Source organism: Pseudomonas sp. A34-9 (genome assembly GCF_029543085.1).
Lineage (GTDB): Bacteria > Pseudomonadota > Gammaproteobacteria > Pseudomonadales > Pseudomonadaceae > Aquipseudomonas.
This window is the reverse complement of the sequence record NZ_CP119967.1, coordinates 5,879,608-5,891,259: the sequence shown is the minus strand read 5'-3', so window position 1 is coordinate 5,891,259 and position 11,652 is coordinate 5,879,608. Positions and strand designations below refer to the sequence as shown.

The following is an 11,652-nucleotide window of genomic DNA, read 5'->3' as shown; positions in this document are numbered from 1 at the left end:
GACGGGGTATGCGGGGGAGGGGCGTTGCGAGGAATTTAATCTGCCATATAAACAAAACCCCCGGCCTGGGCCGGGGGTTCTGGTATCACTCGTCGAGGAAGGAGCGCAGGTGCTCGCTTCGCGTCGGGTGGCGCAGCTTGCGCAGCGCCTTGGCTTCGATCTGACGGATCCGCTCACGCGTTACGTCAAACTGTTTGCCCACTTCTTCGAGTGTGTGGTCGGTGTTCATGTCGATACCGAAACGCATGCGCAGTACTTTGGCTTCACGGGCAGTGAGGCCGGACAGCACTTCGCGAGTCGCTTCTTTGAGGCTCTCAACAGTGGCGACATCGATTGGCGACTGCATGGTCGAGTCTTCGATGAAGTCACCCAGATGGGAGTCTTCGTCATCACCGATCGGGGTTTCCATGGAGATCGGCTCTTTAGCGATCTTCAATACCTTGCGGATCTTGTCCTCAGGCATTTCCATGCGTTCGCCCAGCTCTTCCGGGGTCGGTTCGCGACCCATTTCCTGCAACATCTGCCGGGAAATGCGGTTGAGCTTGTTGATCGTCTCGATCATGTGCACCGGAATACGGATGGTGCGGGCCTGGTCGGCGATCGAGCGAGTGATCGCCTGACGGATCCACCAGGTGGCATAAGTCGAGAACTTGTAACCACGACGGTATTCGAACTTGTCCACCGCTTTCATCAGACCGATGTTGCCTTCCTGGATCAGATCGAGGAATTGCAGGCCGCGGTTGGTGTACTTCTTGGCGATCGAGATCACCAGACGCAGGTTGGCTTCAACCATCTCTTTCTTCGCGCGGCGGGCCTTGGCCTCACCGATCGACATGCGACGGTTGATGTCCTTGATTTCTGCGATGGTCAGACCGGTTTCGGTTTCCAGCGCGATCAGTTTCTGCTGGCAACGAATGATGTCCGGCTGCACGCGACCGATGGCTTCGGCGTACTTGCTCTTGCCTTTGGCCAGGGCGTCGGACCAGCTTTCGTTGACTTCGTTGCCGGGGAACTGACGCAGGAAATCAGCGCGTGGCATACGTGCATCACGTACGCACAGTTGCATGATCGCGCGCTCTTGCTGACGCAGACGATCCAGGGCACCGCGAACACGCTCGACCAAGCCTTCGAATTGCTTCGGTACCAGTTTAATCGGCATGAACAGCTCGGCCAGTGCCAGCAACTCGGCAATCGCTGCCTTGTTGTTGCGACCGTGCTTTTTCAGGGCCTTGCGGGTGATTTCCATCTGGTCAGCCACGGCGCCAAAGCGCTGGGCAGCGATGACCGGATCCGGACCGCTTTCGGCTTCTTCTTCGTCATCGGAAGATTCGGCTTCATCGTCATCGGTGTCGTCGTCAGCTTTCGCCGCTTTCGCTTCGACAGGCGGCGGCACCTCGGCAGGCGGCGCAATGCCGTCGTCCGGGTCGATATAACCGCTCAGGACGTCGGACAGGCGACCCCCTTCGGTGGTGACGCGAGTGTACTCGGAGAGGATGTGGTCAACCGTGCCAGGGAAGTGCGCGATTGCGCTCATCACTTCACGGATGCCCTCTTCGATACGCTTGGCGATTTCGATTTCGCCTTCACGAGTCAGAAGCTCGACCGTACCCATTTCACGCATGTACATGCGCACTGGGTCAGTGGTGCGACCGATATCCGTCTCCACCGCTGCCAACGCAGCCGCTGCTTCTTCCGCAGCGGCCTCGTCGGTATCGGCGTCGGCCAACATAAGGGCGTCCGCATCCGGAGCACTCTCGTGTACGGGGATCCCCATGTCGTTAATCATGCGGATGATGTCTTCCACCTGCTCTGGATCTGAAATATCCTCGGGCAGGTGGTCGTTGACCTCGGCGTAAGTCAGATACTTCTGCTCACGACCCAGTTTGATCAACTCAATAATACGAGACTGCTGTTGCGCTTTTCCGGACATAACACCCTATCCACTGAAGGTCTTGGCGGGCAAAAAACAAGCCGAGGATTATACCTGAGCTATGACCTCACGCGCCAGTTGAGGTCGGGTTTGATGCGGAAACATTGCGACTTAGAAGGTCGCGCAGTTGATTTTTCTCTTCAATACTCAGTTCGCTTTGACGCGCTTTCCTGAGCAACTGTTCCAGATTTCGCTCGCGTTGGCGGGCTGACAAGCTAGTAATGGTGTCGAAAAACTGTTGTTCAAGGTTATCTCCGTCAATCAGCCACTCCTTTTCTGCCAGTGCCTTGAGCAAGCGACCCTGTTCAGTGCCGTGCCATCGCGCGATCAACTGAAATGAGTTTAGCTTGGGATTCTTCTGTACGGCTTCGAGCAGCGCCACAAGTAGCTGGGCGTTGGTCTGATTCTCGTCTGCAATGTGCCCGGCATCTTCGACGCGCTCGGCCAGTTGCGGGTGATGAAGCAGGGTGCGCAGGGCGGTCAGGGTCGGCGACTCGACACCAATCGGCGTGCGCGGGCGTTGCTGATCGCGATCACCGCCACGCTTGCCGTTCTTGTCCCAGGGTTTCTTGTCCCATTTCTTGCCGCCCGCGCCGGGTTTCTTTGGCGTCCACTCCTGCTGCGGCACATACATGTCCTGTGCCTGCGGCTGATGGTAGTCGCTGTAGTCCGGCATTGCGTCGTAATTGATGCCCGGATCGTAGGCGGGCGGCGCTTCCTGCGGCGCGCTTTGTGCGAGCTGACTGACGGTCTCGCTGCTCAGGCCGGTAATTTCGGTCAGGCGCTGGCGCATCAGGATACGCAGGTTGGCGCCCGGCACTTTGTCGATCAGCGGGGCAGCGAGGGTGGCCATATGGGCCTTGCCTTCGAGCGAGCGCGGATCGGCTTCTTCGGTCAGTTGCTGGAAGAAATAGTCCGCCAGCGGCTGTGCGTGCTGATTGATTCGCGCCTTGAACGCATCGGTGCCTTCGGCGCGCACCAGGGTATCCGGGTCTTCGCCTTCGGGCAGAAACAGAAAGCGCGCACGGCGTCCGTCCTGCAGGCACGGAAGTGTTGCTTCCAGTGCGCGCCAGGCAGCATTGCGGCCGGCCTGGTCACCGTCGAAGCAGAAGAGTACGTTCGGCACTACCCGGAACAGGCGCTTCAAGTGTTCTTCGCTGGTCGCAGTGCCGAGCGTCGCGACGGCATTTTTCAGCCCCTGCTGGGCGAGAGCAATGACGTCCATATAGCCTTCGACGACGATGATTTCGTCGAGGTTGCGGTTGTTCTTGCGTGCTTCATAGAGGCCGTAAAGTTCCTGGCCTTTATGAAATACCGGGGTTTCCGGTGAGTTCAGGTATTTCGGTTTGTCGTCGCCGAGTACGCGGCCGCCGAAAGCGATGATGCGCCCACGGGTGTCGCGGATCGGGAACATTACGCGATCGCGGAAGCGGTCATAGCGTTTGCCGGTTTCAGCGTTCTCGATCAGCAGGCCGGCGTCGATCATGGCCTTCTGCTGCAGGGTGTCGCTGCTCAAATGCTTGAACAGGTTGTCCCAGCCGGGCGGCGCGAAGCCGAGCCCGAAATCCCGCGCGATTTCGCCTGTCAGGCCGCGGCCCTTGAGGTAATCCACGGCGGCTTTGCGCGCGGGATGGCTCTTGAGCGCCTGCCGGTAAAAGTCGGCGGCGGCAGTCAGCAGCGGATACAGCGGCGAATCGGTCGGCTGGCGCGGTTTGTGCGGGCGGCCGCTTTCCTCGCGAGGGATTTCCATGCCGGCGGCTTTCGCCAGATCTTCAACGGCCTGGGGGAAATCCAGGTTGTCGTGATCCATGAGAAAGCCGAGGGCGTTACCGCCGGCACCGCAGCCGAAGCAATAGTAGAACTGCTTGTCGGGGCTGACGCTGAAAGACGGGGTTTTCTCTTTGTGGAACGGGCAACAGGCGGTGTAGTTCTTGCCGGCCTTCTTCAATTGCACGCGCGAACTGACCACATCGACGATATCGGTGCGGTTCAGCAGGTCGTCAATGAAGCTCTGGGGAATCAGCCCGGCCATGGCGTTCTCGTCGTCTGCGCTGTAATGAGTCCGATACGAACGGCTGTCGGACGCGGGTCGTTACTGTAGGCACGCAAAATAGGCGGCTCGACCGGTGTCGTCTGCGTTATCGCTGTCGGGAAGTGTATCTGCCGAAAATCCACTGACGTTAGTACCGATCAGTCTTCGACTATTTGAAAGTGTTGCGCTGAATCCGCTGACGGCCGATAAAGGGCCTCGGATAGCTCAATAAAGCGGGCACGCATGCAGGTGCCTTGGGCTGATCGTCGTAAGAGGAATCAGTGGGTGTGCTCGTCAGTAGCCTTGAAAGGCTCGTCAGAAAAGACGTGCACCGCTGGCAAAAGAGCCAGGTCTGACGCGTGAAGCAGATTTGTCTTGGTCGCGTGTGCGGCTTCGACGGTGAAGCATCAAGCGTTTTACGCAAATGCCATTAGCCCGGCTCAGAGCCGGGCTTAGGCAAGAAGCTTGCTACGAACGTCTGTGTATTAGTACAGACGAACGGCGCGGCGCTGTTCGCGCTGAACTTTCTTGGCGTGACGCTTAACAGCGGCTGCTGCTTTGCGCTTACGCTCAGAAGTTGGCTTCTCGTAAAATTCGCGGCTACGAACTTCAGCCAGTACACCGGCTTTTTCGCAGGAGCGCTTGAAACGACGCAGAGCTACGTCGAAGGGTTCGTTCTCTTTAACTTTGACGGCTGGCATCCAGAGCTACCTTCATTCATTACCGGGGTCAACATCCTCGCGGCAAAAGAGCACTTGAAGACGTCGGTTTTTAAGGGTTGCGGATGTTAACCCCTCATCGCTCGGAATGCAAAGCCTCTGATCGAAAACCGCTGGTCGGGGCATCACGTGGCGACTATTATGCGCGCCTTCGAATTCAGCCTAAACAAGGCGCAAACCCATGCTAGTACTGGGATTAGAAACCTCCTGCGACGAAACCGGCGTCGCATTATATGACAGCGAACGCGGCTTGCTGGCCGATGCATTGTTCAGCCAGATCGACCTGCACCGCGCCTATGGCGGCGTGGTGCCGGAGCTCGCCTCGCGTGACCACGTCAAGCGCATGCTGCCCTTGATTCGTCAGGTGTTGGCCGAGGCTGACTGTGTGCCGACCGAGATCGACGCCATCGCCTATACCGCGGGTCCTGGGCTGGTTGGCGCGTTGCTGGTCGGTGCTTCCTGCGCTCAGGCGCTGGCCTTTGCCTGGGGCATTCCTGCGCTCGGCGTGCACCACATGGAAGGGCATTTGCTGGCGCCGATGCTGGAGCCAAAACCACCGGAATTCCCGTTCGTCGCTTTGTTGGTCTCCGGAGGTCATACGCAGCTGGTTCAGGTCGATGGTATTGGTCAATACAGCCTGCTCGGCGAGACGCTCGACGATGCCGCCGGCGAAGCGTTCGACAAGACCGCAAAGATGATGGGCCTCAATTATCCGGGCGGACCGGAAATCGCCAAGTTGGCGGAGAAGGGCGTCGCGGGACGTTTCACCTTTCCGCGTCCGATGTGTGATCGTCCGGGTCTGGATTTCAGCTTCAGCGGTTTGAAAACCTTTGCCCTGAATACCTGGCAGCAGTGTGTCAGCGCCGGAGACGACAACGAGCAAGCCCGTTGCGACATCGCGCTGGCGTTCCAGCAGGCCGTGGTGGAGACTTTGACCATAAAGTGCAAGCGAGCCCTGAAGCAGGCGGGCATGAAGCGTCTGGTGATCGCTGGCGGCGTCAGTGCCAACAAGGCCTTGCGTGTTTCGCTGGAGAAGATGCTCGGCGACATGAAGGGCGATGTGTTTTACGCCCGCCCGGAGTTCTGCACCGACAATGGCGCAATGATCGCGTTCGCCGGTTGCCAGCGCTTGCAGGCCGGTCAGCAGGAAACTCTGGCGATCAGCGTGCAGGCGCGCTGGCCAATGGAGCAATTGTCGCCGTTGTGATGAGAGGCGTCGTGGGCGCTATTTAAAAATGCCGTTCGCGCCCGGCAAACAGGTCGCGTAGATTGCCGCGGTGGCGCCAGACGATCAGCAAGGTCAGTGCGCTCATCGGCAACAGCGCCTCTGGTTCCTGCCAGGCCAGCAACGGCAGGGTCAGTGGCGTGGCGATCAGGGCAGCAAGCGAACTGGTGCGGGTCAGGTAAAACGTCAGCAACCAGGCGCATACTGCCAGCAGCGCGGCGGGGGGATAAAGGCCAAGCAGCATGCCGGCGGCGGTGGCGACGCCCTTGCCGCCACGAAAGCGAAAGTACAGAGGGAACAGGTGACCGATCACGGCGCACACGCCGATCCATGCCTGATCCTGCAGCGAAAGGCCTGCAGCCGAGGCGATCAGCACCGGCACCAGGCCTTTGCACAGATCACCCAGCAGGGTCAGGATCGCGAGTTTGCGACCGGCCAGGCGCAGCATGTTGGTGGCACCGGCATTGCCCGAGCCACTCATTCGCGGATCCGGATTTCCGGTCAGGCGGCTGAGCAAAATGGCGAAGGACAGCGAGCCGAGCAGGTAGGCGAAAGTCGCCAGTAACCAAAACATGCTAACTATTCCGGGCGAGGACGCCCTGATTCTAACGGCGCATTGCGCCCTTGTCGTGCAGCGGAGAGAAGTGCTTGGACAGAGTGTTTATCGAGGGCCTGGAAGTCGACACCGTCATTGGTGCCTACGACTGGGAGCGCGGCATCCGACAGTGCCTGCGACTTGATCTGAGCTTCGCCTGGGACAATCGCCCGGCCGCCGCCGGTGACGACCTGACCCTGGCGCTCGACTACGCCAGCGTTTCTACGCGAATTCAGGCTTTTGCCGAGCAGGCGCAGTTTCAACTGGTCGAGACATTCGCCGAGCGTCTGGTCGAAGTGCTAATGAGCGAATTCGGTATCACCTGGGTTCGCCTGAAGTTGACCAAGCCAGGCGCTGTCCCGGCTGCGAAAGGTGGCGTGGGTGTGGAGATCGAGCGCGGATGTCGCTGACTCAGGTCTACCTCGGGCTCGGTAGCAATATCGAGCGCGAAACCCATTTGCGTGCCGGGCTCGATGCTTTGGCGACGTTTCTGGTAGATATCCGCTGTTCGGCGGTTTTCGAGAGCCAACCGGTAGGGATCAAGAGCGGGCCGTTCTTCAACTTTGTGGTGTCGGCCTATACCGATCTGCCATTGATGGAACTGGATCGACGCTTGAAGTTCATTGAGGCGGATAATGGCCGCTACGCGCCGGATCGCAAGGGTTTGCCGCTGGATATCGACGTGCTGTTGTACGGCGAACTGGCGGGAAATTTCGACGGTCTGGTATTGCCGCGTGCGGAAATTCTGAAAAATGCTTTTGTGTTGTGGCCGTTGTCGTTGATTGCGCCGGATCGTGTGCATCCCGGTGTGGGAAAAAGCTTCGCGACGTTGTGGGCTGAGGCGCAGATTGATCAGGTTCTGGCGCCGGTTGCATTCGAATGGCGGGGCGCGCAATTGACCCCGCAGAATCTTTAAAAGCAAAAGATCGCAGCCTTCGGCAGCTCCTACAGGAAAACGCTTAATCCCATGTAGGAGCTGCCGAAGGCTGCGATCTTTTGATCTTGCTTCAGGCTTTCTCTTTGTAGGCCTTCAGCGCCTTCAGTCGCTCACGCTTCAGCGCCTCGCCCAGTTCCGGCCCTTTGAATCCCTTCTCCAGCAACGGCTGCACCGCAACTTCCCGCGCAGCCTTGGCCGCGCCACGCAAGTAATCCGCCTGTGGATAACTTCTCTGCTCCAGCCCTTTGCGGCCTCGGGCGTCCATTTCGCACGCGACGATAAACTCCTCAAATCGCTGCGGCCGGCGATACACGTCAAAACTCTGCAGCAGCTCCAGCAGCGTCGAAGCCTTCAGCTCCAGCGCCCGGTGGCCATGGGTGTGGTACTGGCCGACCAGTAACGCCAGTTCCTGGCAATCCTTTGGCGCCTTGAAGCGCTCGTTAACCGCTTTGATCAGCTTCAACCCGGTGTGTTCATGGGCGATGTGCCGTGGCCACTCTGCTTCCGGGGTCAGGCCTTTGCCGAGGTCGTGCAGCAGGCAGGCCCAACGAACCGTCAGCGGTTGTTTGTGTAGCGCTGACTGTTCCAGCACGCTCAGCGTGTGCAGGCCGGTGTCGATTTCCGGGTGATGCGCTTCCGGTTGTGGCACACCAAAAAGTGCGTCGACTTCCGGCATCAGTACTTTCAACGCGCCACAGTCGCGAAGCACCTGAATGAACACTTGAGGCTGATCTTCCATCAGCGCGCGGGAGATTTCTTTCCAGCTGCGCTCGGCGGTCAGTGCCTCCAGTTCGCCGGATTGGCTTAGCTGCCGCATGAGTTCCAGCGTCTCGGGCGCGACGGTGAAGCCTAATCCGGCATAACGCGCAGCGAAGCGGGCAACACGCAGCACTCGCAGTGGATCCTCGGCGAACGCCGGCGATACATGGCGCAGAATTCGGGCTTGAAGATCGCGCTGGCCATGGTACGGGTCCGTCAGATTGTGCTGGTCGTCCTCGGCCATGGCGTTGATGGTCAGGTCGCGGCGAATCAGGTCTTCTTCAAGCGTCACTTCAGGGCTGGCATGAAAGGTGAAGCCGCCGTAACCGCGACCGCTTTTGCGCTCGGTGCGGGCGAGGGCGTATTCCTCGCCGCTTTTTGGGTGAAGAAACACCGGGAAATCCGCACCGACCGGACGATAGCCCTTGGCGAGCATTTCTTCCGTGGTGGCACCGACCACCACCCAATCGATGTCGGTGACCGGTTTGCCCAGCAAGCGATCACGAACCGCGCCGCCAACCTTGAAAATCTGCATAAAAAACCTCCGTTAGCCTGACAGGATAACCCTTGCGTCAGACTTTCGGAGGCCGCAAGCGAATCAAAGATGAATGACGGCCAGATCCAGTCGACCGTAATCCCCTTCGCTGTGTTCACTGCGTGGCGGAACGTGATGGGTTTTCATGATCTGGTCGCCTTGCAGGGTTTCCAGATGAATATCGAAGCCCCACAAGCGATGCAGGTGTTTGAGCACCTCGTCGGTGGAATCGCCCAGCGGTTTGCGGTCGTGCTGTTGGTGACGCAAGGTCAGTGAGCGGTCACCGCGCCGGTCGATGCTGTAGATCTGCACGTTGGGTTCGCGGTTGCCGAGGTTGTACTGCGCGGCGAGGGTTTCGCGAATGATCCGGTAACCGGGTTCATCGTGGATGGCCGGCACCAGCAGGTCGTCCTTTTGGTCATCATCGAGAATGCTGAACAGTTTCAGGTCGCGGATCACTTTCGGTGACAGGTACTGCAGGATAAAGCTCTCATCCTTGAAGCTGCTCATGGCGAACTTGATGGTCGACAGCCAATCGGTCCCGGCGATTTCCGGGAACCAGCGACGGTCCTCTTCGGTAGGTTCTTCGCACATGCGCCGGATGTCACGGTACATCGCAAAGCCCAGCGCGTAGGGGTTGATGCCGTTGTAATACGGGCTATCGAATCCAGGCTGAAACACCACGCTGGTGTGCGAGGTGAGGAATTCCATCATGAACCCATCAGTGACCAGGCCTTCGTCGTACAGGTCATTCATCAGCGTGTAGTGCCAGAACGTCGCCCAGCCTTCGTTCATCACCTGGGTTTGACGTTGTGGATAGAAATACTGGGCGATCTTGCGCACGATCCGCACGATTTCGCGCTGCCACGGCTCCAGCAACGGCGCGTGTTTCTCGATGAAGTAAAGGATGTTTTCCTGCGGCTCGGCCGGGAAGCGTGCGTTGTCCCTGTCGCTGTACTTGTCCGCGCCTTTGGGAATGGTGCGCCACAGATCGTTGATCTGCTTTTGCATGTGTTCTTCGCGATCTTTCTGCCGCCGGCGTTCCTCTTCGGCGGAAATCGGATACGGACGCTTGTAGCGATCGACGCCGTAGTTCATCAGGGCATGGCAGGAGTCGAGCAAGTCTTCCACCGCATCGATGCCATGGCGCTCTTCGCACTGCATGATGTATTGCTTGGCGAACACCAGGTAATCGATGATCGAGCTGGCGTCGGTCCAGGTACGAAACAGGTAATTGCCCTTGAAGAAGCTGTTGTGCCCGTAGCACGCGTGCGCCACCACCAGCGCCTGCATGCAGATGGTGTTTTCTTCCATCAGGTAGGCAATGCACGGGTCGGAGTTGATCACGATTTCGTAGGCCAGGCCCATTTGCCCGCGACTGTAGGATTTTTCGGTGCTGAGAAAGTGTTTACCGTAAGACCAGTGGTGATAGCCCAGCGGCATGCCCACCGAGGCGTACGCGTCCATCATCTGCTCGGCGGTGATCACCTCGATCTGGTTGGGATAGGTATCCAGCGCATAGCGGGCCGCGATCCGGGCGATTTCGCGGTCGTAGGTCTGAATCAGCTCGAATGTCCATTCGGAGCCGGTGGAAATGGGTTGGCGCTTCTGCTCTTTGGCGGTCATGTCACTAACCTGCGCTGGAAGAGTTCACGGAAGACCGGATAGATATCCCCGGCCGAGACCAGTTGTTGCTGGGCAAAAGTGTCAGAGAAGGCTTCGGCAATGCGTTCGTACTCGTACCACAAGGCCTGATGTTCGCGCGGGGTGATCTCCACGTAAGTGTAGTACTGCACAAACGGCATGATCTGGTTGATCAGAATGTCACGACAGATCGGCGAGTCATCGTTCCAGTTGTCGCCGTCGGAAGCCTGGGCCGCGTAGATGTTCCATTCATTGCTCGGATAACGCTCGGCCATGATTTCCTGCATCAGCTTCAGGGCGCTGGATACGATGGTGCCGCCGGTTTCCCGCGAGTAGAAAAACTCCTCCTCGTCGACTTCCCGGGCGCTGGTGTGGTGGCGGATGAACACGACGTCGATCTTGTCGTAGTTCCGTTTCAGGAACAGGTACAACAGGATGAAAAAGCGTTTGGCGATGTCCTTGGTCGCCTGAGTCATCGAGCCAGAGACGTCCATCAGGCAGAACATCACTGCTTTCGAACTGGGATTGGGCTGTTTGATCAGCAGGTTGTATTTCAAGTCGAACGTGTCGAGGAACGGCACACGATGGATGCGCGCGCTGAGTTTTTCGATTTCGGCCTCGAGTTCCTGAATATCGCCGAAGTTGTCTGGCTCTTCGCGTCTCAGGCGTTCAAGTTCTTCTTTGACTTCGCGCAGTTTCGCCCGGCTGCTGCCGGACAGGGCAATGCGCCGGGCATGGGCCGAGCGCAGGGTGCGGATGATGTTGATCCGTGACGGATTGCCTTCGTTGCTGATCCCGGCGCGCACGGTTTTAAAGGTGTCGGTACCGCTGAGGTTGCGCTTGACCAGATTGGGCAGTTCGAGATCTTCGAACATGAACTCGAGAAACTCTTCCTGGGTAATCTGGAAGACGAATTCGTCCATGCCCTCGCCGGAATTGCCGGCCTTGCCCGGACCGCGTCCGCCGCCACCGCCCGGTGGCCGGGCGATGTGTTCGCCGGCAGTGAATTCCTTGTTGCCAGGGTGAACCACGGTCTGCTTGCCGCCGCGGCCATGGTGAAGCACCGGTTCGTCGATGTCGCGACCGGGAATGCTGATCTGTTCGCCGTGTTCCATATCGGTAATGGAACGCCGGCTGACCGCCTCTTCGACAGCCTTCTTGATGTGGTCACGGTAACGCCGCAGAAAACGCTGGCGGTTCACCGTGCTCTTGTTCTTGCCATTGAGACGTCGGTCGATCACATAGCTCATAGGAGGCCCTCCGGGCAGCTTCAAGT

10 protein-coding genes are annotated in these 11,652 nt (G+C 58.7%); 3 read left to right on the top strand and 7 right to left on the bottom strand.

Going from position 1 to position 11,652, the window contains the following annotated elements; all coding sequences use genetic code 11:
- Nucleotides 1-85: 85 nt before the first annotated feature.
- The 3 genes from rpoD to rpsU form a co-directional block, all read right to left on the bottom strand.
- Nucleotides 86-1,930 carry an RNA polymerase sigma factor RpoD gene (gene rpoD / locus P3G59_RS26440; RefSeq protein ID WP_277759545.1) on the bottom strand — a complete coding sequence of 615 codons (1,845 nt, stop codon included), beginning with the start codon at nucleotides 1,928-1,930 and terminating at the stop codon, nucleotides 86-88.
- 67 nt (nucleotides 1,931-1,997) lie between these two features.
- Nucleotides 1,998-3,962: a DNA primase gene (dnaG, locus tag P3G59_RS26435; RefSeq protein WP_277759544.1), complete on the bottom strand. Its 1,965-nt coding sequence runs from the start codon at nucleotides 3,960-3,962 to the stop codon at nucleotides 1,998-2,000.
- A gap of 485 nt (nucleotides 3,963-4,447) precedes the next feature.
- The gene (gene rpsU, locus P3G59_RS26430) at nucleotides 4,448-4,663 is read right to left on the bottom strand and encodes a 30S ribosomal protein S21 (RefSeq protein WP_002551877.1); all 216 of its coding nucleotides are present in this window, start codon (nucleotides 4,661-4,663) and stop codon (nucleotides 4,448-4,450) included.
- 199 nt (nucleotides 4,664-4,862) lie between these two features.
- On the opposite strand from rpsU, the gene tsaD reads away from it, so the two are divergent.
- Complete coding sequence (gene tsaD / locus P3G59_RS26425; protein WP_277759543.1) at nucleotides 4,863-5,888, top strand: tRNA (adenosine(37)-N6)-threonylcarbamoyltransferase complex transferase subunit TsaD; 1,026 nt, start codon at nucleotides 4,863-4,865, stop codon at nucleotides 5,886-5,888.
- 22 nt (nucleotides 5,889-5,910) lie between these two features.
- Here the strand turns inward: tsaD and plsY are convergent, their stop codons facing one another.
- Nucleotides 5,911-6,480, bottom strand: coding sequence for a glycerol-3-phosphate 1-O-acyltransferase PlsY (gene plsY, locus P3G59_RS26420; protein ID WP_242208955.1), 570 nt, complete (start codon nucleotides 6,478-6,480; stop codon nucleotides 5,911-5,913).
- A 74-nt stretch (nucleotides 6,481-6,554) separates the two neighbouring features.
- On the opposite strand from plsY, the gene folB reads away from it, so the two are divergent.
- Together folB and folK are read left to right on the top strand one after the other, a co-directional pair.
- On the top strand, nucleotides 6,555-6,911 hold the full coding sequence (gene folB, locus P3G59_RS26415; RefSeq protein ID WP_277759542.1) for a dihydroneopterin aldolase: 357 nt from the start codon (nucleotides 6,555-6,557) through the stop codon (nucleotides 6,909-6,911).
- Nucleotides 6,902-7,417, top strand: a complete 516-nt coding sequence (gene folK, locus P3G59_RS26410) for a 2-amino-4-hydroxy-6-hydroxymethyldihydropteridine diphosphokinase (RefSeq protein WP_277759541.1) — start codon at nucleotides 6,902-6,904, stop codon at nucleotides 7,415-7,417. Before folB ends, folK begins: the two co-directional genes overlap by 10 nt.
- A gap of 91 nt (nucleotides 7,418-7,508) precedes the next feature.
- Here folK and P3G59_RS26405 read toward each other — a convergent pair whose 3' ends face one another.
- The 3 genes from P3G59_RS26405 to P3G59_RS26395 all read right to left on the bottom strand — a co-directional run bounded on the left by P3G59_RS26405 (nucleotide 7,509) and on the right by P3G59_RS26395 (nucleotide 11,626).
- Nucleotides 7,509-8,732 carry a multifunctional CCA addition/repair protein gene (locus P3G59_RS26405; RefSeq protein WP_277759540.1) on the bottom strand — a complete coding sequence of 408 codons (1,224 nt, stop codon included), beginning with the start codon at nucleotides 8,730-8,732 and terminating at the stop codon, nucleotides 7,509-7,511.
- A 63-nt stretch (nucleotides 8,733-8,795) separates the two neighbouring features.
- Complete coding sequence (locus tag P3G59_RS26400) at nucleotides 8,796-10,358, bottom strand: SpoVR family protein (protein ID WP_277759539.1); 1,563 nt, start codon at nucleotides 10,356-10,358, stop codon at nucleotides 8,796-8,798.
- Nucleotides 10,355-11,626, bottom strand: coding sequence for a YeaH/YhbH family protein (locus P3G59_RS26395; RefSeq protein WP_007910114.1), 1,272 nt, complete (start codon nucleotides 11,624-11,626; stop codon nucleotides 10,355-10,357). Before P3G59_RS26395 ends, P3G59_RS26400 begins: the two co-directional genes overlap by 4 nt.
- Nucleotides 11,627-11,652: the final 26 nt, after the last annotated feature.